The organism is Bordetella sp. FB-8 (assembly GCF_000382185.1).
In the GTDB taxonomy this organism is placed as follows: domain Bacteria; phylum Pseudomonadota; class Gammaproteobacteria; order Burkholderiales; family Burkholderiaceae_B; genus Bordetella.
This window is the reverse complement of record NZ_KB907784.1, coordinates 1,235,065-1,259,286: the sequence shown is the minus strand read 5'-3', so window position 1 is coordinate 1,259,286 and position 24,222 is coordinate 1,235,065. Positions and strand designations below refer to the sequence as shown.

At 65.1% G+C, this 24,222-nt stretch carries 23 protein-coding genes; 14 read left to right on the top strand and 9 right to left on the bottom strand.

All coding sequences use genetic code 11. The annotated features are described in order from the left end of the window. The first annotated feature begins 100 nt into the window (after window positions 1-100). Window positions 101-1,039, top strand: a complete 939-nt coding sequence (locus tag H143_RS0105955; RefSeq protein ID WP_019937320.1) for a glyoxylate/hydroxypyruvate reductase A — start codon at window positions 101-103, stop codon at window positions 1,037-1,039. Between the two features lie 36 nt (window positions 1,040-1,075). On the opposite strand, the gene H143_RS0105950 is transcribed toward H143_RS0105955, so the two are convergent. After that, complete coding sequence (locus tag H143_RS0105950; RefSeq protein ID WP_019937319.1) at window positions 1,076-3,253, bottom strand: malate synthase G; 2,178 nt, start codon at window positions 3,251-3,253, stop codon at window positions 1,076-1,078. A gap of 272 nt (window positions 3,254-3,525) precedes the next feature. Between H143_RS0105950 and glcC the strand changes: the two genes are divergently transcribed. After that, window positions 3,526-4,290, top strand: coding sequence for a transcriptional regulator GlcC (glcC, locus tag H143_RS0105945; RefSeq protein WP_019937318.1), 765 nt, complete (start codon window positions 3,526-3,528; stop codon window positions 4,288-4,290). Window positions 4,291-4,367: 77 nt separating this feature from the next. Here the strand turns inward: glcC and H143_RS20070 are convergent, their stop codons facing one another. The 4 genes from H143_RS20070 to H143_RS0105925 form a co-directional block, all read right to left on the bottom strand. Then, window positions 4,368-4,799, bottom strand: a complete 432-nt coding sequence (locus tag H143_RS20070; protein WP_019937317.1) for a phosphate-starvation-inducible PsiE family protein — start codon at window positions 4,797-4,799, stop codon at window positions 4,368-4,370. Next, window positions 4,800-5,390 (bottom strand): bifunctional 2-polyprenyl-6-hydroxyphenol methylase/3-demethylubiquinol 3-O-methyltransferase UbiG, encoded by a 591-nt coding sequence (locus tag H143_RS0105935; protein ID WP_019937316.1) that lies wholly within the window; start codon window positions 5,388-5,390, stop codon window positions 4,800-4,802. It lies immediately after the preceding gene. 16 nt (window positions 5,391-5,406) lie between these two features. Continuing rightward, window positions 5,407-6,333 (bottom strand): 4-hydroxybenzoate octaprenyltransferase, encoded by a 927-nt coding sequence (gene ubiA / locus H143_RS0105930; RefSeq protein WP_019937315.1) that lies wholly within the window; start codon window positions 6,331-6,333, stop codon window positions 5,407-5,409. 166 nt (window positions 6,334-6,499) lie between these two features. After that, on the bottom strand, window positions 6,500-7,699 hold the full coding sequence (locus H143_RS0105925; RefSeq protein WP_019937314.1) for a PLP-dependent aminotransferase family protein: 1,200 nt from the start codon (window positions 7,697-7,699) through the stop codon (window positions 6,500-6,502). Between the two features lie 164 nt (window positions 7,700-7,863). Between H143_RS0105925 and H143_RS0105920 the strand changes: the two genes are divergently transcribed. Together H143_RS0105920 and H143_RS0105915 are read left to right on the top strand one after the other, a co-directional pair. Continuing rightward, window positions 7,864-9,492 (top strand): GMC family oxidoreductase, encoded by a 1,629-nt coding sequence (locus tag H143_RS0105920; protein ID WP_019937313.1) that lies wholly within the window; start codon window positions 7,864-7,866, stop codon window positions 9,490-9,492. Between the two features lie 5 nt (window positions 9,493-9,497). Continuing rightward, window positions 9,498-10,793: a putative Na+/H+ antiporter gene (locus H143_RS0105915; protein ID WP_019937312.1), complete on the top strand. Its 1,296-nt coding sequence runs from the start codon at window positions 9,498-9,500 to the stop codon at window positions 10,791-10,793. 30 nt (window positions 10,794-10,823) lie between these two features. On the opposite strand, the gene H143_RS0105910 is transcribed toward H143_RS0105915, so the two are convergent. Beyond that, entirely contained in the window at window positions 10,824-11,117 is a 294-nt protein-coding gene (locus tag H143_RS0105910) for a DUF1330 domain-containing protein (RefSeq protein ID WP_019937311.1), read from the bottom strand. Window positions 11,118-11,283: 166 nt separating this feature from the next. Between H143_RS0105910 and H143_RS0105905 the strand changes: the two genes are divergently transcribed. The 7 genes from H143_RS0105905 to clsB are packed head-to-tail and all read left to right on the top strand — an operon-like array spanning window position 11,284 to window position 17,858. Next, window positions 11,284-11,613: an FmdB family zinc ribbon protein gene (locus H143_RS0105905; protein WP_019937310.1), complete on the top strand. Its 330-nt coding sequence runs from the start codon at window positions 11,284-11,286 to the stop codon at window positions 11,611-11,613. 16 nt (window positions 11,614-11,629) lie between these two features. Continuing rightward, window positions 11,630-12,268 (top strand): DUF502 domain-containing protein, encoded by a 639-nt coding sequence (locus tag H143_RS0105900; RefSeq protein ID WP_019937309.1) that lies wholly within the window; start codon window positions 11,630-11,632, stop codon window positions 12,266-12,268. A gap of 37 nt (window positions 12,269-12,305) precedes the next feature. Further along, window positions 12,306-14,096, top strand: coding sequence for an aspartate--tRNA ligase (gene aspS / locus H143_RS0105895; RefSeq protein ID WP_019937308.1), 1,791 nt, complete (start codon window positions 12,306-12,308; stop codon window positions 14,094-14,096). A 31-nt stretch (window positions 14,097-14,127) separates the two neighbouring features. Beyond that, window positions 14,128-14,847, top strand: coding sequence for an endonuclease/exonuclease/phosphatase family protein (locus tag H143_RS0105890; RefSeq protein WP_019937307.1), 720 nt, complete (start codon window positions 14,128-14,130; stop codon window positions 14,845-14,847). A 53-nt stretch (window positions 14,848-14,900) separates the two neighbouring features. Next, complete coding sequence (locus tag H143_RS0105885) at window positions 14,901-15,242, top strand: helix-turn-helix domain-containing protein (protein WP_019937306.1); 342 nt, start codon at window positions 14,901-14,903, stop codon at window positions 15,240-15,242. Next, window positions 15,242-16,603 (top strand): type II toxin-antitoxin system HipA family toxin, encoded by a 1,362-nt coding sequence (locus H143_RS0105880; RefSeq protein ID WP_019937305.1) that lies wholly within the window; start codon window positions 15,242-15,244, stop codon window positions 16,601-16,603. Before H143_RS0105885 ends, H143_RS0105880 begins: the two co-directional genes overlap by 1 nt. Continuing rightward, entirely contained in the window at window positions 16,596-17,858 is a 1,263-nt protein-coding gene (gene clsB / locus H143_RS0105875; protein WP_019937304.1) for a cardiolipin synthase ClsB, read from the top strand. Before H143_RS0105880 ends, clsB begins: the two co-directional genes overlap by 8 nt. Before the next feature lie 2 nt (window positions 17,859-17,860). Here clsB and H143_RS0105870 read toward each other — a convergent pair whose 3' ends face one another. Then, complete coding sequence (locus H143_RS0105870) at window positions 17,861-18,430, bottom strand: carbon monoxide dehydrogenase subunit G (protein ID WP_019937303.1); 570 nt, start codon at window positions 18,428-18,430, stop codon at window positions 17,861-17,863. A gap of 209 nt (window positions 18,431-18,639) precedes the next feature. Here H143_RS0105870 and galE point away from each other — a divergent pair, with 209 nt between their 5' ends. From galE to H143_RS21575, 3 genes are all read left to right on the top strand, one after another. Then, entirely contained in the window at window positions 18,640-19,638 is a 999-nt protein-coding gene (gene galE, locus H143_RS0105865) for a UDP-glucose 4-epimerase GalE (RefSeq protein WP_019937302.1), read from the top strand. A 98-nt stretch (window positions 19,639-19,736) separates the two neighbouring features. Further along, a complete protein-coding gene (locus H143_RS0105860; protein WP_033365391.1) occupies window positions 19,737-21,188 on the top strand; it encodes a mannose-1-phosphate guanylyltransferase/mannose-6-phosphate isomerase in 1,452 nt (483 codons plus the stop codon). 59 nt (window positions 21,189-21,247) lie between these two features. Further along, a complete protein-coding gene (locus H143_RS21575) occupies window positions 21,248-22,261 on the top strand; it encodes a glycosyltransferase family 2 protein (protein ID WP_196801289.1) in 1,014 nt (337 codons plus the stop codon). Here H143_RS21575 and H143_RS20060 read toward each other — a convergent pair. Both H143_RS20060 and H143_RS0105845 read right to left on the bottom strand, forming a co-directional pair. After that, window positions 22,223-23,365 (bottom strand): glycosyltransferase, encoded by a 1,143-nt coding sequence (locus H143_RS20060; protein ID WP_019937299.1) that lies wholly within the window; start codon window positions 23,363-23,365, stop codon window positions 22,223-22,225. The two genes, H143_RS21575 and H143_RS20060, sit on opposite strands and share 39 nt — an antisense overlap. Window positions 23,366-23,408: 43 nt before the next feature. Further along, the gene (locus H143_RS0105845) at window positions 23,409-24,173 is read right to left on the bottom strand and encodes a hypothetical protein (RefSeq protein ID WP_155803333.1); all 765 of its coding nucleotides are present in this window, start codon (window positions 24,171-24,173) and stop codon (window positions 23,409-23,411) included. Between the last annotated feature and the right edge of the window lie 49 nt (window positions 24,174-24,222).

Here is a 24,222-nt window from a genome sequence, read left to right as displayed (position 1 = left end):
GCGTCAGTCTGTGCCGGCGCTATCGGCCGCTGGCGCGGCGCCCGGAATTTTTCATGGAAAATTCAATCAAAATGCGGCATCAAACTTTGGACGGACAATTATGCGACTGATCGTGAAATCGGGAGGCCCCCAGGCCTATGAGGAATGGCGCAGCCTGTTTGCGGAAATCTCGCCCGGGATCGAAGTCCTGGACTGGTTCAATCCGCCGGCGGACCTGAGCGGCATCGAATATGCCCTGGTCTGGGCGCCCGACGCCGGCCGCCTGGCCGAACTGCCCGACCTCAAGCTCATCGTCAGTTCCGGCGTGGGCGTCGATCACATCCTGGACGATCCGCAACTGCCGGCGCATCTGCCCATCGCGCGCCTGCTGTTGGACGTCACGGCCATCGAAATGGGCGAATACGTGCTGATGTCGGTGATGATGCTGGTGCGCGACATGAAGCGCATGATCATCAACCAGGCAAACCGTCATTGGGAGGATTTCTTCCCGCCGCGGCGTTCGACCACGACGCGTGTGGGCATCATGGGCCTGGGCAGTCTGGGCGCCGTCACGGCCGACCTGCTCGGGCGCGTAGGTTTCAGAGTGTCGGGCTGGTCGCGCCGGCGGGCCGATCTGCCGGGCGTGCGGTGCCATGCGGGCGAGCAGGAACTCGATGCCTTCCTGGCCGAGACCGACATCCTGGTCTGCCTGCTGCCCGCGACCGACGCCACCCGCGGCGTTCTCAACGCCCGGACCTTCGCCGGCCTGCCGCGCGGCGCCTGCCTGGTCAACGCGGCGCGAGGCTCGCACATGGTCCAGGCCGATTTGCTGGCGGCGCTGGACAGCGGCCAGATCCGCCAGGCCGTGCTGGACGTGTTCGAACCCGAGCCCCTGGCCGCCGATTCGCCGCTCTGGACGCATCCGGGCGTGATCGTCACGCCGCATATCGCATCGACGCCCAGCCGGCGCGACCGGGCCGTGCGCGCGGCCGAACTGGTTGGCATGCACCACCGCGGCGAGCCGCTGCCCAATCTGTACGATCGGGCAAGAGGCTACTGACGCGCGTCAGGTCGGGCCGCGCCAGGCCGGGCCGCGTCAGGCCGCGGCTTTGACCTGCGTGCGGTAGTTGTGCAGCAGCGGCTCGGTGTAGCCGTTGGGCTGCGATTGGCCCTCGAACACCAGCGCGCACGCCGCCTTATAAGCAAGCGAGGTGTCGAAGTTGCCGGCCATGGGCCGGTAGTTCGCGTCGCCCGCGTTCTGCTTGTCCACCACGGCGGCCATGCGCCGGAAGGTTTCCTCGACCTGGGCCCGGGTCACCACGCCGTGGCACAGCCAGTTGGCAATGTGCTGGCTGGAAATGCGCAGCGTGGCGCGGTCTTCCATCAGGCCCACATCGTGGATGTCGGGCACCTTGGAGCAGCCCACGCCCTGGTCGACCCAGCGCACCACATAGCCCAGAATGCCCTGGGCGTTGTTCTCGATTTCGGCGCGGATCTCATCGGCAGTCCATTGCGGCGCAGCGACCACCGGCACGGTCAGCAGGCCTTCCAGCAGTTCGTCGCGCACGCTGGCATAGGACGTCTTTTCCAGTTCCTGCTGCACGGCCTGCACGTCGACCATGTGATAGTGCAGCGCGTGCAGGGTGGCCGCCGTGGGCGAGGGCACCCAGGCCGTGTTGGCGCCGGCCTTGGGATGGGCGATCTTCTGTTCCAGCATCGCGGCCATCAGGTCGGGCATGGCCCACATGCCCTTGCCGATCTGCGCGTGGCCGCGCAGGCCGCAGTCCAGGCCCACCAGCACGTTGTGGCGCTCGTAGGCGGCGATCCAGGCGCTGGACTTCATGTCGCCCTTGCGCATCATGGGGCCGGCCTGCATGGCCGTGTGCATTTCGTCGCCGGTGCGGTCCAGAAAGCCGGTGTTGATGAACGCCACGCGCTCGCTGGCGGCCTGGATGCAGGCCTTGAGATTGACGCTGGTGCGCCGCTCCTCGTCCATGATGCCCATTTTGAGCGTGTTGCGCGGCAGGTCGAGCAGGTCTTCGACGCGCGAGAACAGCTCGTTGGCGAACAGCACCTCGGCCGGACCGTGCATCTTGGGCTTGACGATGTAGATGGACCCCGTGCGCGAGTTGCGCTTGAGCGTGAGATCGCGCATGGCGGCCAGCGAGGTGACCACGGCGTCCAGGATGCCCTCCGGCAGTTCGCGCCCCTGCTCGTCTAGGACGGCCGGAGTGGTCATCAGGTGGCCCACATTGCGGATCAGCATCAGCGAACGCCCGTGCAGGACGAGGTTGCCGCCCTGCGGGGTGACGTAGCTGCGATCGGGGTTCATGCGCCGGGTGATGGTTTTGCCGTTCTTGACCAGGTCTTCGGTCAGCTCGCCCGTGATCAGGCCCAGCCAGTTGCGGTAGAGGTGCACCTTGTCCTGGGCATCGACGGCGGCCACCGAATCTTCGCAGTCCATGATGGTGCTGACGGCGGCTTCGACCAGCACGTCCTTGACGCCGGCCGCGTCGGTCTTGCCGATGGCGTGGCCGCGGTCGATCTGGATCTCGAAATGCAGGCCGTTGTTCACCAGCAGGACGGCCGAGGGCTGCGCCGCCTCGCCTTGGTAGCCGGCGAATTTGCCGGGCGATTGCAGGCCGGTCTCGCCCTGCGCGGTCGCCACGATCAGACTGCCGTCGCGCACCGCGTAGCCGGTGGCCTGGGCGTGCGAGCCCTGGGCCAGCGGCGCCGCCTGATCCAGAAATGCGCGCGCGCGCGCAATGACGGCCTGGCCGCGCTTGGGGTTAAAGCTGCCGGTCGCGGCCAGCTCGCCGCTCTGGGCGATGGCGTCGGTGCCGTAGAGCGCGTCGTACAGGCTGCCCCAGCGCGCATTGGCAGCGTTCAGTGCGTAGCGCGCGTTGGAGATGGGCACCACCAGCTGAGGCCCGGCCTGTACGGCGAATTCGGCATCGACCTTGGCGGTATGGATCCTGACCTGGTCCGGCACGGGCACCAGGTAGCCGATCTTTTCCAGAAAGGCGCGGTAGGACGGATGATCGGTGATCGGACCGGGATGGGCGCGGTGCCAGTCGTCCAACTGCTGCTGGAAGCGGTCGCGCTGGGCCAGCAGTTCGCGGTTGCGCGGCGCCATGTCGTGCACCAGAGCCGCAAAGCCCTTCCAGAACGTGGCGCTGTCCAGTCCGGTGCCGGGCAGGGCTTGTTGTTCGATGAAATCGTACAGGGGCTGGGCCACCTGCAGGCCGTGTTGATTGATGCGGGAGGTCGTCATGGCGCGTTTCGCAAGAGGGAGTCGTGGTGTGGCGCCAGGCATGGTGCCGGCGCGCGTGGGGAACGATACAAATGATGGCCGCGCGGCACAGGCCTGTCTATACCAAAACCGGATGGTCATACCAGTTTTTCCGGCGACGGATTGGGGGGCGCTCGAATTTCCCTTTATATTTCATTGAATTGAAGAATGTCATTTGCCGCGTTTTGGCTCATGCGGATATTGGTCATACCAGCAATGACATTTCCCTCCCACGCCCGATCTTCGGAAAAGCCATGGACATGAAAGCCGTGCAGCCCGCCCGCCTGGTGGCCGACATCGTCGCCGAGCGCATCGAGGGCCTCATCGCCGACGGCGTGCTCAAGAGCGGCCAGATCCTGCCGTCCGAACGCCGTCTGACCGAAAAGCTCGGCGTATCGCGCACCGCGCTGCGCGAGGGCCTGCATCTGCTGCGCGCGCGCGGCATCATCCATACCGAGCAGGGCAGGGGGTCCTACGTGGCCCAGATTGCCAAAGTCGACGCCGAACCCCTGGTGCACCTGTTCCAGTCCCAGCCGCGCACGCTGTACGACCTGCTCGAAGTGCGCGCCCTGCTCGAAGGCGAATCGGCCCGCCTGGCCGCCCTGCGCGGCACCGAGGCCGACTTCATCATGATCCGGCGGCGCTACGAAGCCATGCTGGCCGCGCACGACCGGACCACCGACACGGCCACGCACGCCCATCTGGACCATGCCTTTCACCTGTCGGTCTGCGAGGCCTCGCACAATCCGGTGCTGGTGCACACGCTGCAGGCGCTCAACGACCTGATGCTCGGTTCGGTGTTCGCCTGCGTCAACAACCTCTATCACCGTGAGCCGCTCAAGCGCGAGATCGACCGGCAGCACGCCGAGCTGTTCCAGTCCGTCGTCGGCCGCCAGCCCGAGCAGGCGCACCGCGCCGCGACCGCGCACGTGGACAAGGTGCGCCAGAGCCTGAGCGATATCGAGCAGGAAGAGCAGCGCCTGGTGCGCGCGACGCGGCGCCTGGAGGGATGGGCCTAGCCGGGGGCGCCTAGCCGGGGGCGCCTAGCCGGGGGCGCCGAGCCGGGGGCGCCGAGCCGGGGGCGCCGAGCCCGGGCTCACATCGTTGTCGGCGGCCTGGGCTGAAAATAGTTCGTGAGGGTTCTCGCGATGACCATCACGATCAGCAGCAAGGCCAATACCAGCAGGGTGTTGGCCGGGAAGTTCGCGGCATAGATCTTGATCAGCATGTCCCTGAGAATGAAGACGGCGACCACGTCGATCAGCGCGGACAGGCGGACGCGGTGGTAGCGGACGTAGCCGATGATCGTGCCGAAGAGTTCGATGATGACGAATACATCCAGGACGCTGGTCACCAGTTCACGAAACTCGACGTCGTCCAGGGCGATGCGGGCCAGGCCGGGAGCCAGGTGAACGACATTTGCCGCGACATCAACGAAAGCGAATATAAGCGTTGCAAGCATGACCAGCAGCAGGCCTGCAATGATCACATGGACGATCGTGTCGTAGGTCTTGAAGATTTTTTCCATTCAGAGCCGTTCGGCCACGACGCGGCAGACGCGCTTGCCCGAGGATTGATTGACGGTGTCTTCGGTGAACACAATGCGCGTGCCCGGCAGGTTGCCCAGGACGAGCGCCGAGTCGAAGGCAGTGTACAGCCTGCCGGCCTTGTCCCGCAGATCGGCGCCTTCGGTCACGCGCCAGCTCAGGTAGAGCATGCCGCCCGGCTTGAGGATGGCGGCCAGGCGCCGGCAGGCGGCAGCGATCTGCTCGGGCGGCAGATGCATGATCACGGTCTCGCACAGCACGTTGTCGAAGGCGCCGTCCTCGATGCCGCGCAGCTCGGGCAGCGCGGCGGCCTTGAAAACGCACTGGGCATGGGCTGCCCGCGCCCGCTCGAGCAGGCCTTCGGACGCATCGTAGCCTACCGCCGGATAGCCGTTGGCCTGCAGCCAGGCGGTATCGCGGCCCGCGCCGCAGCCGATGTCGGCGGTCATGCCGCCCGGCTTGAAGAAGCGCCGCAGCCGCTCGTACAGGTCGTCCGGCGCGGGCTGGCCGAGCCATTCGTCGGCGTACTGGCCCGCCGAGGCGCTATAGGTGTCGACGGTCGTCTTGTCCATGTCAGTCGTGCCGGATTTACAGCAACGCGCCGCCCAGCGCCGCGGCGATCAGGACCACGCCCACCCAGAGATTGGCGCGGAACAGCATGAAATTGCGGTCGGGCCGCTTCAGGTCGAACACTGCCAGCTGCCAGCAGAAATGCGCGGCCAGCACGGCCATGCCCGCGTAATAGAACCGGCCCGCGCCCAGGCTGTGCCCCGCCCAGGTCCACAGCAGCAGCGTGGCCAGATAGAAGCCGCCTATCCACGTCTTGCCCTGCTCGGCGAAACGCAGGGCCGTGGAATGCAGATTCAGGCGCTGGTCGTCGCGCACGTCGACATACGCGTAGATGCTGTCGTAGCCGATCTGCCACAGCACCGCGCCCAGCCACATCGCCACGCCGGCCAGGGGCAGCGCGCCGCGCGTGTCCGACCAGGCCATCAGCATGCCCCAGTTAAAGCAGATGCCCAGCACGGCCTGCGGCCAGTAGGTCACGCGCTTGCAGAACGGGTAGATGAAGACGAAGGGCAGCACCGCCAGCGCCAGCCAGCGGCTATGGCCGTTGATGAAAAACAGCAGGCAGGCACAGACCGCCAATTGCCCGACGAGAAAAGCCACCGCCTGCCGCATGCCGAGCTGCCCGCTGGTCAACGGCCGGAAACGCGTACGCTCGACGTGCTTGTCGATGTCGCGGTCCCACATGTCGTTGACGGTACAGCCGATGCCGCGCATGAGCAGCGCGCCCAGCGAGAACACGATCAGGCGTTTTAACGAAGGGAAGCCGCCCGCCGACTGCACCAGCGCCGCAATGCAGGGCAGCAGCGTCAGCCACGTGCCGATGGGCCTATCCAGCCGGCACAGCCGCGCATAAGGCCGCCACGGCCGCGGCAGCCAACGCTCGACCCAGTCGTCAAAGACGATGTCGTTCAGGTCAGGGGAGGGCGTGGACGCCGAGGAAGTCATGGTCGGAATGGCATTTACTTGATAAGTCCCCTTGCGCGTGGGGTAGAGAGTCCGGGTTTCCTGCGTTTGGGTTCTTGAGCCGTCTGCGGGCCGCCCTCGCGCCAAGGTCCAGGCAGGCATGGCCGGACACCCCGCAGACTCGCCGCTTCGTCTGTGCAGCCGGCGCTCAAACCTTCTGCTTGAGCAACTTCCCCAACACCGCGATCCCCGCCCGGATCTTTTCTTCCGGCACCGTCGCAAAACTCAGGCGCAGGGTGTTGTGCTGCGGCTTGCCGGCAAAGAACGGCCCGCCCGGCACGAAGGCCACGTTCTGCTCCACCGCCTCGGCCAGCAGCTGCTGCGTGTCGATGTGTCCGGGCACCGTCACCCACAGGAACATGCCGCCCTCGGGCTGGGTCCAGGTGACGCCGGCCGGGAACTCGCGTTCGAGCGCTTCCAGCATGCAGTGGCCCTGCTTGCGGTAGATCTCGCGCACATGAGGCAGGTGCTCGGCCAGGAAGCCGTCCTTGACCGTCTCGTATACCGCCATCTGCGTGAGCGTGGGCGTGTGCAGATCGGTGGCCTGCTTGGCCTGCACCAGCTTGTGGATGATCTTGCTGTGCGCGGCGATATAGCCCAGGCGCAGACCGGGCGCCAGCACCTTGGAGAAGGTGCCCAGGCGGATCACGTTGGCGCCGACCTCGGTGCCCAGTGCCAAGAGGCCCGGCTGGGGCTCGCCGGCATAGCGCAGCTCGCCGTAGGGGTCGTCCTCGATGATGGGGAACTTCAGGCTGGCGGCCTTTTGCACCAGCGTCTCGCGGCGCGCGCGGTTCAGCGTGCGGCCGGTGGGGTTCTGGAAATTGGGCAGGGCGTACAGAAAGCGCGCGCCGGCAGCCAGCTCGGGCGTGATGGCCTCGGGGACCAGGCCGCCCTCGTCGGTGGGCACCGTGGCGTAGGCGGGCTGGTACTGGCTGAACGACTGCAGGGCGCCCAGGTAGGTCGGGTCTTCCACCAGCACCTTGCTGCCCTTGTCGATCAGGATCTTGCCCAGCAGGTCCAGCGCCTGCTGCGAGCCGGACACGATCAGGATGTTGTCCAGGGTCAGGTTCGCGCCGGCCTTGTTCAGGTCTTGCGCCACCCACTCGCGCAGCGGCTTGTAGCCTTCGGTGGGGCCGTACTGCAGGGCGACCTTGCCGTTCTCGGCCAATACCTTGTCGAACGTCTCGCGCATCTTTTCCACCGGGAAGCCCGCGGGGGCGGGCAGGCCGCCGGCAAAGGAAATGACCTCGGGCCGTTCGGTGACCTTGAGGATTTCGCGGATGGCGGAGCTGGTGAGCTGATTGGCGCGTTCCGAAAAAACGCACTCGGGTTCGTAAGGTTTGTCCATGAGAAGCCTTGACCGGAAAAGAGCTGAAAAAACGGCGCGAAATACGTCGGCCGCATCGTGTCCATTGTCCCATACAGCCTGCGGGACGCCACGCCGGTTGGCCGATCACCCGGCACGAATTGCGCCAGTACGGTTACATTCACGCCATATCAGGAGACACGCACATGACGGACTCAAACACCTCCGCGCCCCTTTACGACTACGTCATTGTCGGCGCCGGCACCGCCGGCTGCCTGCTGGCCAATCGGCTGTCGGCCGATCCGGCCGTCAAGGTGCTGCTGCTCGAAGCCGGCGGCCAGGACGACTGGCGCTGGCTGCACATTCCGGTCGGCTACCTGTACTGCATCGGCAACCCGCGCACCGACTGGTGCTACCGCACCGAGCCCGACCCCGGCATCGCCGGCCGCAGCCTGGGTTATCCGCGCGGGCGCGTCCTGGGCGGCTGCTCCTCGATCAACGGCATGATCTACATGCGCGGACAGAAGGCCGACTACGACGGCTGGGCGGCGCTGGGCAACAGCGGCTGGAGCTGGGACGAGGTGCTGCCGCTGTTCAAGGCCGTCGAAGACCACCATGCCGGAGGCAGCGACTTCCATGGCGCGGGCGGCGAGTGGCGCGTCGAGCGCCAGCGCCTGTCCTGGTCGCTGCTCGATGCCTTTCGCGACGCCGCGGCGCAGGCCGGCATCGCCAAGGTGCAAGACTTCAACCGCGGCGACAATGAAGGCTGCAACTACTTCGAAGTCAACCAGCGCCAGGGCGTGCGCTGGAGCGCCTCCAAGGCCTTTCTGCATCCGGTGCGCCAGCGCCCCAATCTGCATGTGATCACCGGCGCGCAGGCGGCCGGCCTGGTATGGGAGGGTCCGCGCGCGCAGGGCGTGCGCTATCGCCTGGCGGACGGCACCGAGCGTGTTGCCCGCGCCGGGTGCGAGGTGGTGCTGGCGGCGGGCGCCATCGGTTCGGCGCAGTTGCTGCAGGTGTCGGGCATCGGGCCGCAGGCGCTGCTGCAGTCCCTGGGCGTGCCGGTGCTGCACGACCTGCCCGGAGTGGGCGGCAATCTGCAGGACCACTTGCAGCTGCGCCTGATCTACAAGGTCGGGGGCAATGCCCGCACGCTCAACACCATGGCCAACTCGCTGTGGGGCAAGGCCATGATGGGCCTGCAATACGCGCTGTTCAAGCGCGGGCCGCTGACCATGGCGCCCTCGCAGCTGGGCGCCTTCGCGCGCAGCAGCCCCGACTACGCGCGCGCCAACGTCCAATACCACGTGCAGCCCTTGTCCCTGGAGAAATTCGGCGATTCCCTGCACGACTTTCCGGCCTTCACCGCGTCGGTCTGCAACCTGCGGCCCGGCAGCCGCGGCACTGTGCGCATTACCTCTGCGGACGCACGCACCGCGCCCCAGATCCTGTGCAACTACCTGTCCACGGACGAGGACTGCAAGGTGGCGGCCGACAGCGTGCGCCTGACGCGGCGCATCGTGTCCCAACCCGCGCTGGCCCAATACCGCCCCGAGGAATACAAGCCGGGCGCGGCCGTGCAGACCGAGGCGCAACTGGTCGCCGCCGCGCGCGAGATCGGCACCACCATCTTTCACCCGGTGGGCACCTGCAAGATGGGCGCGGACCCGCTGGCCGTGGTCGATGATCAGTTGCGCGTGCGCGGCGTCCAGGGCCTGCGCGTAATCGATGCATCCGTCATGCCCACCATCACCTCGGGCAACACCAACTCTCCCACCCTGATGATCGCGGAAAAAGGCGCGCGCCTGCTGCTCGCCGCCCGCCGACAAGGTTAAAGCGCATGTCCGCCGCCATCGAAATCACCGCAACCCTGTGCTTCGCGCTGGCCGTGCTGCACACGTTCTCCGTGTCGATCTTCGCGCGGCTTGCGCACCGCGGCGGTCCGCACGCCGGGACATGGCATCTGCTGGCCGAGGTCGAGGTGGTGTTCGGCGCCTGGGCCTTCGTGCTGCTGTTGGCCATGGCCGCGCTGACCGACGTGCCCACGGCCGTGAAGTACCTGGACGACAGCAACTTCACCGAGCCGCTGTTTGTCTTTGCCATCATGGTGGTGGCCGCCAGTCGGCCCGTGCTGGAACTGGCGCGCCTGCTGCTGCAGGGCGCCGTGCGGCTGCTGCCGGTGCGGCGCGAGTTGGGCATGTTCTTGCTGATCATGGCGCTGGTGCCGCTGGTCGGTTCCCTCATCACCGAACCGGCGGCCATGACGCTGGCCGCCATCCTGCTGCGCGACGGCTACTTCCGCGCGGGCAGCGCGCGTTTCAAATACCTCACGCTGGGCGTGCTGTTCGTCAACGTGTCCATAGGCGGGGTGCTGACGGCCTATGCCGCGCCGCCGGTGCTGATGGTGGCCTCGGCCTTCAATTGGGATACCGCCTATATGCTCGCCCATTTCGGCGGCCGGGCCGCGGCGGCGGTGCTTGTCAACGCCGTCGCGCTGACCTGGATCTGCCGCGCGGACGCGATCGCCGCGGCCGCGGCGGGCCGGCCGTCCAGGCAGGAGCCGGGCGAACCAGGCGCTGCCGGCGGCCATACCGCCCGCCCGCCCGTGCCGGCCTGGGTCATGGCCGTGCATCTTCTCTTTCTGGCCGGCGTGGTGCTCGGCGCGCACCATCCGCCAGTGTTCCTGGGCCTGCTCATGCTCTTCATCGGTTTTTGCAGCGCCTACAAGCGCTACCAGAGCCGCCTGCTGATCAAGGAAGGCCTGTTGGTGGGCTTCTTCCTGGCGGGGCTGGTGGTGCTGGGCGGTCTGCAGCAGTGGTGGCTGCAGGACCTGCTGGGCGGCCTGCCGCCGCTGGTGCTGTATTGGGGCGCCGCGGCGCTCACCGCATTGACCGACAACGCCGCGCTCACCTACCTGGGCTCGCTGGTCCACGGCACCGGCGAGGCCTGGCGCGTCATGCTGGTGGCCGGCGCCGTCACCGGCGGCGGACTCACCGTCATCGCCAACGCGCCCAACCCGGCCGGTTTTGCCCTGCTCAAGGGCTCATTTCCCGGGGAGTCCATCTCCGCCGGCAAACTGCTGCTGGCCGCGCTGGCGCCCACCCTGGTCGCGGCGGCGGCGTTCCTGCTGCCTTAGGCCCCGGTGGCACGCCTTAACACCGGCGCATCATTCGGTGCCTTGCACGATGCGGAAATCCCGCTCCACGGCGTCGCCCAGCGCTTCGAGCGCGCGCCGGTAGGCTTGCCCCTCCCGGCAGGCGACGGCTTTTTCCGCGCTGTCGAACTCGACCACGGTGGTGCGCTGCAGCGCACCCAGTTCGTAGGCCTTTAGCGCCACGCCGCGGGCAACGAAGCGCCCGCCGCCCTCGGCCACGGCCGGACCCGCGAGCTGCGCGTAGGCCTCCAGCTTCTGCTGGTCCTTGATCTTGCGGTACGAGACAACCCAATACGCTTTCGCCATTTTCATCCTCTAGCGGTGATCCCACGTTAACAGGTCTAGAGTAACTGCATCGGGTGCCCGGCGGGGGGGCGCCGGCCGCCGTCCCGGCATTTGCGCCGGTTCGAGCTAAAATTGCCCGTTTTCCTCACATTTCCCGGCGCCCCGATTCGCGGGCGCATGGATCGACATGCCTATCTACGCCTACAAGTGCAGCGCCTGCGGCCATGCCGCCGACGTGCTGCAGAAAATATCCGATGCCCCCCTGACGGTCTGCCCCAGCTGCGGCCAGGCCGCCTATTCCAAGCAGGTCACCGCGGCGGGCTTTCAGCTCAAAGGCTCGGGCTGGTACGTCACCGACTTTCGCGGCAACGGCTCGGGCGGCAAGGCCGCGGCCAAGCCGACTGGCGAGTCCGATGCGGCCGCGCCGTCCGAAGCAGCCAAGCCGTCCACCGAAAGCGCCGCGCCCGCCGCCGCGCCGGCGCCGGCGCCGGCCGCCCCCCCTTCTTCGTCCACCTGATACAAGGCCGGGCCCCGTGCTCAAAAAATTCTTCATTACCGGGCTTTTGGTCTGGATCCCGCTGGTGATCACCATCTGGGTGATCGGCCTGATCGTCAACACGCTCAGCGGCGTCGTGCCCGACTTCCTCTCGTCGCAGTCGCTCTTTCACCGGCATATTCCCGGCTTCGGCTTCGTGCTGGTGATCGCGGTGATCCTGGGCACGGGCATGGTCACGGCCAATTTCCTGGGCCGTCGCCTGTTCGACCTGTGGGAGCGCCTGCTCAACCAGATCCCGCTGGTGCGTTCGATCTACAGCTCGGTCAAGCAGGTCAGCGATACCGTGTTGGCGCCCAATGGCCGGGCCTTTCGCCAGGCGGTACTGATCGAATACCCGCGCAAGGGCTCGTGGACCATCGCCTTTCTCACGGGCGAGCCCAGAGGCGAAGTGGCCGGCCACCTGCCGGGTGAGCACCTGAGCGTGTACGTGCCCACCACGCCCAACCCCACGTCGGGATTTTTTCTCATCGTGCCGCGCGCCGAGGTCATCGAGCTGCACATGTCGGTCGACGCCGCGCTCAAGTACATCGTCTCGATGGGTGTCGTGGCGCCGCCCGCGCCCATCACGCCTGCCGCCATGCCCGAGGCGTCCGACGCGCGCCTGGGCGCGCGCTGAACCCTCTTCACGTCTATACCCTATACGGAGTTTTTCCATGAGTCGCACCTGCTACACCGGTCAAGTTTGCCGCGATCATCTCGGCCAGACTGTCACCCTGTACGGCTGGGTGAATCGGCGCCGCGACCATGGCGGCGTCATCTTCATCGATATGCGCGATCGCGCCGGCCTGGCCCAGATCGTGTTCGACCCCGACAATGCCGCAGCCTTCAAGATCGCCGAGAGCCTGCGCAACGAGTTCTGCATCCGCATCACCGGCCTGGTGCGCAAGCGCCCCGAGGGCACGACCAACGCCGAGCTGGCCTCGGGCGAGGTCGAGATCCTCTGCCGTGAAATCGAAGTGCTGAACCCCTCGGTCACGCCGCCCTTCCACCTGGATGACGACAACCTGTCGGAAACCACGCGCCTGACGCACCGCGTGCTGGACCTGCGCCGCATGCAGATGCAGCGCAACCTGATGCTGCGCTATCGCGTGTCCATCGAGGTGCGCAAGTACCTCGACGCCCTGGGTTTCATCGACATCGAAACGCCCATGCTCACCAAGAGCACGCCTGAAGGCGCACGCGACTATCTGGTGCCCTCGCGCGTGAACGCGGGCCATTTCTTCGCGCTGCCCCAGTCGCCCCAGCTGTTCAAGCAGATGCTGATGGTCGCCGGCTTCGACCGCTACTACCAGATCACCAAGTGCTTTCGCGACGAAGATCTGCGCGCCGACCGTCAGCCCGAATTCACGCAGATCGACTGCGAAACCTCCTTCCTGAACGAAGTCGAGATCCGCGACATCTTCGAAGGCATGATCCGCCACGTGTTCAAGGTGGTGCAGGACGTGGACCTGCCGGCTTTCCCGCAGATGACCTGGACCGAGGCCATCAAGCGCTACGGTTCGGACAAGCCCGACCTGCGCGTGCAGCTCGAGTTCACCGACGTCACCGACGTGATGCGCGATGTGGACTTCAAGGTCTTTTCCTCGGCGGCCAATATGGACGGCGGCCGCGTGGTGGCCCTGTGCGTGCCCGGCGGCGGCGAAATGCCGCGCAGCGAGATCGACGCCTACACTCAGTTCGTGGGCATCTACGGCGCCAAGGGCCTGGCCTACATCAAGGTCAACGAACAGGCCAAGGGCCGCGAGGGCCTGCAGTCGCCCATCGTCAAGAACCTGCATGACGCTTCTATTGCCGAGCTGCTCAAGCGCACCGGCGCCAAGGACGGCGACATTATTTTCTTCGGCGCCGACAGCGCCAAGGTGGTCAATGACGCCATCGGCGCGCTGCGCGTGAAAATCGGCCACAGCGAATTCGGCAAGAAGACGGGCCTGTTCAACAGCGGCTGGCGGCCGCTGTGGGTCATCGACTTTCCCATGTTCGAGTACGACGAGCAAGAAGGCCGCTACACCGCCGCCCACCACCCCTTCACCAGCCCCAAGGACGGCCACGAGGACTACCTCGAGACCGATCCGGGCAAGGCCTTCGCCAAGGCCTACGACATGGTGCTCAACGGTTGGGAAATCGGCGGCGGCTCGGTGCGCATCCATCGCGAAGAGGTGCAGAGCAAGGTGTTCCGCGCCCTGAAGATCGGCGCCGAAGAGGCCCGCCAGAAGTTCGGCTTCCTGCTCGATGCGCTGCAGTACGGCGCCCCCCCGCACGGCGGCCTGGCCTTCGGCCTGGACCGCATCGTCACCATGATGACCGGCGCCGAATCGATCCGCGACGTGATCGCCTTCCCCAAGACCCAGCGTGCCCAATGCCTGCTGACCCAGGCCCCGTCCGAGGTCGACGAGAAGCAGCTGCGCGAACTGCACATTCGCCTGCGCAACACCGAAGTCAAATAGGCAAGGGTTTCACAAAAGAAAGGAGCGGGTGATGGCCAGGCTGCGCGTCGTCACCTACAACATCCACAAGGGCCGCTCGCCGCTGGGGCTGCGCGAGTCGCTCAACGGCTTGCGGCCGGCCTTGCACGGCCTGCGTCCAGATCTGGTCTTCCTGCAGGAAGTGCAGGGCCGCAACGAAAGCGTGATCCAGCTCGACGCGCAGCACGAATCCCTGGCCACCGCCCTGGACCTGAACATGGTCTACGGGCGCAACGCCGTGCGGCAACGCACCGATCACGGCAACGCATTCCTGTCGCGGCACGCCATCGTGCGCCACGAAAACCAGGACATCTCCGACCACCGTCTCGAGCAGCGCGGCCTGCTGCATGTCCTGATCGACCTGGAAGGTATCCCCGTACATTGCTTCGTGGTGCATCTGGGTCTTTTCGCCGGCGGCCGTCAGCGCCAGGCCCAGGCCCTGGCCGAGCGCCTGCGCGCCCACGTGCCCGATGACGCCCCCGTGCTGGTGGCGGGCGACTTCAATGACTGGGGTAACAAGCTCGCGTCCTTCTTCACCCAGGGTCTGGGCCTGACCGACGTCTTCGGCCAGACGCCGCGCACCTTTCCGTCGCTGTTCCCGTGGTTTCGCCTGGACCGCATCTACCAGCGCGGCTTCGACGTGCACGAGGCCCGCGTCCTGCGCGGCCCGCAGTGGGCGCGGCTCTCGGACCACGCGCCGCTGCTGGCCGAGCTCGAGCTGAGACTGTCTTGACAAGAATGTCTGTAATTCCGGACAATAAAACAATAAAGACCAGGATTACAGACATGAAGCGTGACGAAACGCCGCTTTTGACCGCGCAACGCCTGACTGAAGCCCGCGACATCGGTGCAAAGCTGGCACGCCTGCGCGTGGCGCGGCGACTGCGCCAGGAAGATGTGGCGCGGCGCGCCGGCATGTCGCGCAGCACGGCCGTCCTGATCGAGCAGGGCGACATCCGGCGCACGCAGGCCCAGCTGCTGCGCTACCTCGATGCAATCGCGCCCGGCCTGGCCTATGTCGACTTCCTCCTCGAAAAAGATCCCGCCTTGATCGCGCTGGCCTCGCGCGAGGCCACGCAGCGCGTGCGGCCCATGAGCGAGAGCGAGCTCAAGAAGCTGGACTTCTGATGTCCCGCGACACCGAACTCTACGTTTTTGCGCACCTGGGGGCGCATGCCCCGGCGTTTGTGCCTGCAGGGCGAGCCCTACTCACCGAGCAGGACGGCCTGGTGGCGGCCAGCGAATTTGCCTACGGCAGCCGCTACCTGGACCGGGCCGAAGCCTTCGACATCGATCCTGTCAGCCTGGGGCTGCGGGACTGGACAGCCCGGGCCGCACTCAAGGGACAGCGCCTACAACCCGTGGCAGGCCTGGCCGAGTTCGGCGGCCTGCGCGATGCTGCGCCCGACGCCTGGGGCCGCCGCGTCATCGAAGCCCGGCTCAAGGCGCCGGTCAATGGCCTGCCCGAGTCGGTCTACCTGCGCGAGGCAGGCAGCGACCGGGTGGGCGCGCTGGATGTGCGCAGCGCGCTGGACAGTCTGCCCCGGCCAGGCGCCAATCCCATTCACGATCTGCCGCACATCCTGCAAGCCGCCGATCTGGTTCAGGCCGGGGAGCCCATTCCCGCGCACCTCATGCATGTGCTCGGGGCGGGCCCCACCGCGGGCGGCGCCCGCCCCAAGGCGTCGGTGCGCGATGCCTACGGCCGGTTGTGGCTCGCCAAGTTTCCAGCTATGGGCGACAGGTTCGATTACGCACGCGCCGAGCTGTGCACGCTGGCGCTGGCCCGCCTGTGCGGCATCGTTGTGCCGGACACGCAACATCACGATGTTGGCGGACAGTCCGTCATGCTCATCCGGCGTTTCGATCGCTATTGGCGAGACCCCCAGGCATCGTTGCCGGCCCAGGGCATGCCGCATGATTATGTCGAGGGGGCGCTCGAGCACCGCTTGCCCTTTGTCAGCGGCCTCACGCTGGTGGGCTGCCAGGAAGAAGAGGCGCGGCTCAAAAGCTACGCAGACCTGGCCAATGCCATGCGCCGCACTTTGCATCCGGCTTGCATCGAACCCGACACCGAATCGCTGTTTGCCCGAATGGCATTCAATATTATCGTGAGCAACGACGATGACCACCTGCGCAATCACGGCTTCGTGCGCGATCCGCGCCTGGGCGGCTGGCGCCTGAGTCCCTTGTACGACGTGGTGCCGCGGCCGGGAATCGCGCGCGACCGTCATCTGCATTTGCAGGTGGGCGTCCAGGGCAAGGCCGCCACCCTGGACAACGCGCTGTCCCACTATGCCGCCTTTTGCGCCAAGCGCGATCGTGCCCTGTCCATCGTGCGCAGGGTATGGGGGCAGGCGCGGCAGTGGAAAAACGTGTTCGAAGACCATGGCGCGGACGGCCGGCTCATCGACCACATGGCAAGCGCCATTCGAGCGCTGGAAGACATCGCCAGTCCCGCCCTCGCCAAGGAAATCCGACATGGGTAGGGAAGCGACGAACCCGGCGCTCGACTTCCTCTCCTGGACCGACGGCAACGCCATCCGCCTGCTGCAAAACGGCGCCGATTTCTTTCCCGCGCTGTGCGCGGCCATCGATGCCGCGCAACGCAGCGTGCACCTGGAGACCTACATCTTCGCCTTCGATCCCGTGGGCGATCGCGTGCTCGATTGTCTCGTGGCGGCGGCCCGCCGGGGGGTGCATGTCTGCCTGGTGCTCGACGGCTTCGGCAGCCATGCCGTCATCGACCGCGTGCGCGGCCGCCTGGCCGCCGTCGATGCGCAGTGCCTGGTCTTTCGCCCCGAGCCGCGCTTTCTGGGCAGGTTCGTTCCCACGCGTAACCGGCTGCGCCGCCTGCATCGCAAGACGGCCGTCGTCGACGCGGCCGTGGCGTTTGTCGGTGGCATCAACATCGAAGACGACTACGACGAGGACAGCACCACGCCGCGGTTCGACTTCGCTGTCCAGATCCGCGGCCCGCTGGTCGCCGACGTGATGTATGCGCAGGATCTGCTGCACGTGCGCCTGAACTGGGCGCGCCTGCGCGGCAGCCTGCCCCGGCCGCAGGTCTGGCACCGCCTGCGGCTGGTCATGCCGCTGCTCAAGCCTCGCCGGGCCGCCATTGCCCAAGCCGTCGACACGGACTTGACGCTGCCCTCGCAATACGACCGCCTGCGCGCCGCGCTGGTCCTGCGCGACAATGTGCGCTACCGGCAGGTATTCGAGCGGGCCTATCTGTGCTGCATCCGCAGCGCCCGGCACGAAATCCTCATCGCCAACGCCTATTTCTTTCCGGGCCGGGATTTTCGCAAAGCCCTGCTCGATGCCGCCGCGCGCGGGGTGCGGGTGCGCATCCTGCTGCAGGGCAAGTCGGATCATCGCCTCCTTTACCACGCCAGCCGCGCGCTGTATGACGCGTTCATCGCCGGCGGCATCGAGATCTACGAATACCGCATCGGCTATCTGCACGCCAAGGCCGCGGTCTTGGACGGCATGGCCACGGTGGGCTCGTCCAACCTGGACCCTTTCAGCCTGCTGCTGGCGCGCGAGGCCAACGTCATTGTCGAGGACACCGCTTTCGCCGCGGACCTGAAGGCTCGCATCGAGCACGGCATGGCGCGCGGCACCCTCATCGCGCAACAGGACCAGCGCCGCCGCGGCTGGCTGCGGCGCGGCATCGAAACGCTGTCGTTCTTCCTGGTGCGGCTGGGCGTGGCGCTGACCGGCAAGGCCGATTCGTTCTGACCCTATTGGTACAGCAGATGAAAGCCCACCAACGCCACCACCACCAGGGCCGCCACGGCCCAGGACCAGGATGAGTTGGCCATGCCCGTGGCCTCGGACTCGGGCGGCGGCGGCGGGGGCGCGGTGCGGGGCTGGCGGGACATATGCTCGACGAAAGCCGCGAAGAACTTGTCCAGGATCTTTTCGCCCGCCTTCAGGATGACCGCCTCGCCCAGCTCGGCCAGCTTGCCGCCGGCCATGCCGGCCACGGTGTAGCTCACGCGCGTGCCGTTCTCTTTTTCGGCCAGCGTCAGCTGGGCTGTGCCGATGGCCAGGCCGGCGGCGGCGCCCATGCCTTCGAAGGCCAGCATGGCCCCGTGGCCCGGGTCCAGGTCCGAGAGCAGGATCTCGCCCTGGTAGTCGTGTTCCAGCCCGCCGATCTTGGTGCGCAGGGTCAGGGCATATTCCGTGGGGCTGAGCTGCCTGACCTCGATGCACCCCGGCAGGCACTTTTGCAGCACCTGCGGGTCGATGAGGGCGTCCCAGGTCTGGTGAGGCGTGGCAGGGATCCACTGGGCATCGGCTATGCGCATGGCTGTCTCCTTATTGGATTTGGTTTCATGCGGCAACGGGCTATGTGTTCATTTTGACTCTGTGATGCCGTTTTCACCAGGGGTGCGGCAGTTTCAAAAATTGACCGTGCCTTGCTGTGAGTTCCACCTGAATCGAAACCTGCGTGCAGACTATACTTTTGCCTCTAAAGCAGCCCGGTTCCCATGGCGGGCATAGGGATCAACGCCTCATGAACATTCTTCTAACGGGCGGAACCGGCTACATCGGTAGTCATACCGCCGTTGCGCTGGGCCAGTCCGGTCACGAAGTGACGCTGCTCGACAATCTGTCCAATAGCGACACCGCTGTTATCGATCGGATCGCCCAGATCATCGGAAAGCGCCCGTCCTTCGTGCATGGCGATGTACGCGACACCGCATTGGTACGGGAGCTGATTAAAGTCCACTCCATTGATGCGGTCGTCCACTTTGCCGGCCTCAAAGCCGTCGGCGAGTCGGTGGCGCACCCCGTCGACTACTACGCAAACAATGTCCAGGGAACGGTAAGTCTGCTGCAGGCCATGCAGGCCGAATCGGTGAAATCGCTGATCTTCAGCAGCAGCGCGACGGTGTATGGGGTCCCGCAATACCTGCCCTATGACGAGGACCACCCGACCCGCGCGATCAATCCCTATGGCCGCACCAAGCTTCACGTCGAAGAAATTCTGCACGACGTCGCGCAGTCGGACGCTTCCTGGCGTGTCGCCTGCCTGCGTTATTTTAATCCTGTGGGAGCCCACGAAAGTGGACTCATCGGCGAAAGCCCCCGTGGGATTCCCAACAATCTGATGCCCTTCATCGCGCAGGTCGCCATTGGCATGCGTAGCGAGCTGCAGGTGTTCGGAGACGATTACCCGACTCCGGACGGTACAGGGGTGCGAGATTACATCCATGTCATGGACCTGGCCGAGGGCCACGTGGCCGCACTCGATTATCTGAACGGGCGTCCCGGCTGGAGCGCCATCAACCTGGGTACGGGGCAGGGCTACAGCGTACTCGAGGTCATGCAGGCGTTCGAGCGGGCCAATGGCTGCGCTATTCCCTATGCGATCGCGCCGCGCCGTTCGGGCGATCTGGCGGCTTACTATGCCAGTGCCGAGCAGGCGCATAAATTGCTGGGATGGTCGGCGAAGCGTTCTCTGGACGAGATGTGCGCTAGCACATGGCGGTACTACCAAACAGGGGTATGAGTCTCCCGTGTCGCCAGCATGCTGTATAGGCTTGCGTCCTGTACTTTTACGTCTGAAACAGTCCGGCCCCGACAGGTAGGCATAATTTGGAGTCTCTCATGGTCGCAGTCTTACCCGTGATTCTTTGCGGCGGTTCAGGTACACGTTTGTGGCCGTTGTCCCGCGCAGGCTTTCCCAAACAGTTTCTTTGCCTGACGGGTGATGAAAGCCTGTTCCAGCAGGCTGCCCGTCGCCTGGCTGGGTTGGACGGCGATGGCCTGACCGTTGCCCCGCCTTATATCGTCAGCAATGAAGAACACCGCTTTCTCGCGATGGAGCAGTTGCGCGAAACGTGCATCGAGCCGGGCGCGGCGCTACTCGAACCGGTCGGACGCAACACGGCCCCGGCGCTGACGCTGGCGGCGCTCGCCGCCCAAGAGAGCAGCAACGACCCCGTGCTCGTTGTGACGCCTGCCGACCAATCTGTAGCAGATACAGTGGCGTTCACGGCGGCGATGCGGCAAGCGGTGCTCGCGGCGGCCGACGGCGCCATCGTCATCCTCGGCATCACACCGGATCGTCCCGAAACAGGCTACGGCTACATCAAGGCCCAAACGTCCAACGACGCGGCAACGGCGGGCATGATCGTCGAACGCTTCGTCGAAAAACCCGACGTGCAAACTGCGCAGGCCTACCTGGCCGAAGGCGGCTACTACTGGAACGCCGGCATGTTCGTGCTCAAGGCCTCGGTGTGGCTGGCCGCGCTGGCGCGCTTTCGTCCCGACATTGTCCAGGCCACGCGCGCCGCCTGGGAAAAACGCAGCACCGACCAGAAGTTCGTGCGCCCCGGCCGCGCCGAGTTCGAGGCCATACCCGGCGAATCGATCGACTACGCGGTCATGGAGCATTGCCCCGGCAGCGACTTTCCCATCCGCATGGTGGCGCTGGACGCCGGCTGGAACGACCTGGGCGCCTGGGAGGCCGTGTGGAACACCCTGCCCAAAGACGGGGCCGGCAACGCGCATCTGGGCGACGTAATCACCACGGGGAGCCGCAACACGCTGGTACAAGCTACCAGCCGCCTGGTCAGCCTGGTGGGCGTGAGCGACCTCGTCGTGATAGAAACACCTGACGCCGTGCTGGTTGCCGACCGCGCCCACAGCCAGGACGTGAAGATCATAGTCAATGCGCTGAGCTCAAGCGGCCGCGAGGAACACGTCCTGCACCGCAAGGTGCACCGCCCCTGGGGCTGGTACGACAGCATCGATGAAGGCAGTCGCTTCAAGGTCAAGCGCATCCAGGTCAAGCCCAAGGCGAGCTTGAGTTTGCAGAAGCATCATCATCGCGCCGAGCACTGGATCGTGGTCAAAGGTACTGCCGAAATTACGCGCGGCAGTGAAACGCTGCTGCTTACCGAAAACCAGTCTACTTATATTCCGTTGGGCGAGGCGCATCGTCTGGCCAATCCTGGCATCATTCCGCTGGAGATCATCGAAGTGCAGTCGGGCAGCTATCTGGGTGAAGATGACATTGTCCGCTTTGAAGACAACTATGGCCGCAGCAAAACATGAGCAAGTGGCCGATTTTCAGCAGCTGAGCAGGACTTAGCAGAAAAATGGGGATTGACGATATGCAAACTCTGCCTCGGCTATTGAATCCCGAGCTGCCTGTGGATACGACCGAGAAGCGGATTTTCATCCTGATGGCCTGCTATAACGGCGCGCGCTATCTCGAAGAGCAGATACGCAGTATCCAAGGCCAACGCTTTGCGAATTGGCGGCTAATCGCCAGGGATGACGGTTCCAAGGATGACACGGTAGAGATAATCGAGCGTTTCGCACGTATGGACTCCCGGATTGCGCTGTTCCAGGATGACTATGGCAATCTTGGTCCTATAGGGAATTTCTCGGCCTTGATCGCCCATGCCCTGCAGGAAAACGCTGGTTATGTTTTCCTCGCCGACCAGGATGACCGGTGGCATGCCGACAAGCTGGGACTCATGCTGGCCGGCATGTTCGAGTTGGAAAGACAGGCATCAGGTAAACCCTGTCTGGTTCACTGTGATCTGGCCGTGGTGGACGCGCAATTGAATGTGACAGCACCCTCGTTCACGAAACATGTGGGGCTTGTGCCTGCCGAGGCGTCACTGGGCATTCTTCTGCGGCAGAACCAGGTCACGGGCTGCGCGTGCCTCGTGAACCGGCAGGCGCTCGAATTGGCTTATCCGGTGCCCCCGGCGGTATTCATGCATGACTGGTGGCTGGCGTTGCTATGTGCGGCCACAGGCAAGATAGGGTATATCGCCCAATCACTCGTGGACTATCGGCAGCACGGGAACAATGTCATGGGCGCCGTTTCTTATTGGCGCCGCCTATTCAGGCTGCTTACCTCGCTCGACCGGTGGCGTTTCCAGGCGCAAACAGTAAAGCGCGGGATCCGCCAGGCTGGAGCGGTCCTGGATCGCATCAAGACAAGCGGGCAGTCGTTTCATCCCGCCGCGATGGAGCAGCTTTCCATTTATGCGACGATCCTGGATGTTTTCCCGGCCAGCCGGCAGCGGGTGCTCGAGCAATATGAACTATGCGATCCCGCGTGGACCGCGAACCTACTCTTCAAAGCCTTGATGCTTTGCATGCGCCGTTGACGGCGCGGCCTGGCACGCCTGCTTCATCAGCGCACGCTGCACGGCGGACACGAACTCCGAACTCTCCGCGACAATCAAGCGCTCGTGCGACGCAATACCTTCCGCGCCGACAGGCGTTGCCACGACCGTGGCCCCGGCGTCTAGCATTTGCAATACTTTGATTTTGACGCCGGCGCCATATCGCAGTGGCGCGATGCACAAGGACGCGGCCTGATAGACAGGAACCGGATCGTCCACCGCGCCGACGACCTCGACGCCGCCGATCAGCCGTGCAAGCCACCGCAAAGATCTGCGGGGAGCCAATCCGAGAACCCAGAGGCGGACATCGGGGCATGCTTTGCGCAGCTTGGGAAAATGGAAAACCAGAAAATGCATCAACGACCAATGATTTTCCGCGCGGCGCATGTTACCGAAGAAAACCAGGTTGTCGCAGGACGAGAACTCGCCGACGATGGATGCGGCTGTGCGTTCGACGTCTACTATTCCGGCTTTGATGTCTTGCGGTGGACATACCTCGACCTTGCCCGCATACCCCGCGGCCAGTAGCAGCGCTTTATCCTTTTCCGATAAGACATGGCATTGATAGCAGCATCGCAGCAATCGCTGCTCGGTAGCGGTTACCCATCCCGACAGCCATGCCAAAGCCGCGCGTCGAGCGATTTTCTGCGCGACGACATCATGGACGAAATAATCGATGGGGAGATTTTTTATGCGCGGAGCAAAACCCAGCGAAGAAGGAAAATCGATCCAGATGCGCGTGAATTTTCCCTCGCGCAGAATGCGCCCTACGGCGTCTAGATTGCGTGGGCTGCTTCGGGTGAAGAACCAGGGGGCAAGCAGGCTTCCCCAGCGCCATCCGCGCAATATGCCGAGCATTGTTTGCCATGTGCTCTGCCCGAACACCCGGTAAGACGCGCAAAGCGCCACGATTTCCGGATTGGCGCGCTGATGCGCTTTTGCAAAGCAGACCACATGCACCGCGTGGCCCGCGGCGACCAGGTCCCGCAGGCTGGCCGCGCTCAAGGATTCGCCCGCCCCGATGAAACCGGACCCGCCGGGATGGGCCGAGGTCAGGAACAGAACCGCGCCGGATTCCGCGCTCATCCTTGCCTCGGACAGTGCGTGCTGGGAGTTTGTCTATGCATTTTCAATGCAAACCGAATTTGCGCTTGAGGAGAACGATCTTCTCCGCGATATAGAGGCGCCACCTGGGCAGCGTCCGTTCGTTGATCGGGATCAGGCATCCCTCCCGGGCAATTTCTCCAGACAGGCGATGCTCCAGATAGATGCACCGCGCTTTGGTCGAAATTAGGCGGTCGTCGACGGCATAGCGCTTCAACCCTGGCCAGACGAACCAGGACTCGCCGTACGCGACAAAAGCGCGGATGAATTCCCGGAAATTCGGCTGTAGGCCAGTGCCCCATCGTGGATCGGTAACGGTGAGACTGCGGTCCAGGCCATCCGCGTCGGCCCAGCGCGATAGCGCGCCCAGGACATCGAACGCCGGGCGGTTAAGCAGAAAGCAGAACGAAGACACATAGAACGGCAAGCCGCTCCAGGGGCTGCGATGGCACATCGCCGCATAAGGGTCCGTCTTCCCGCACAGGGCGGGCACCACCAATTGCCGCACTAAGCCCGCATAGGCAATCACTTCGCGTGCATGGGCATACGCGCTGTGCAGGGTGAACAGGCTGTCGTTGATGAATAGAATCGTGTCGGGCGCTGCGCCGGCTTTTTCCACGCATCGGCTCAGGCCTTCCGCATAGGCCGAAAAATCGTGATCGCTGTTCGAGCCGGAGACATAGGCCCAGCTTTCATCGTCCGGCGGCAGATCGGAGCGCCGGTTATCGACGATGACGCCTTGAAACCGCACGCCCATCTTCCGGGCCAAGGCTTCCAGGCGGGTGCGCAAACCCTGCGCGGGATAGGCATACGCGCAGGCAACGACCCACAGGGCTTGT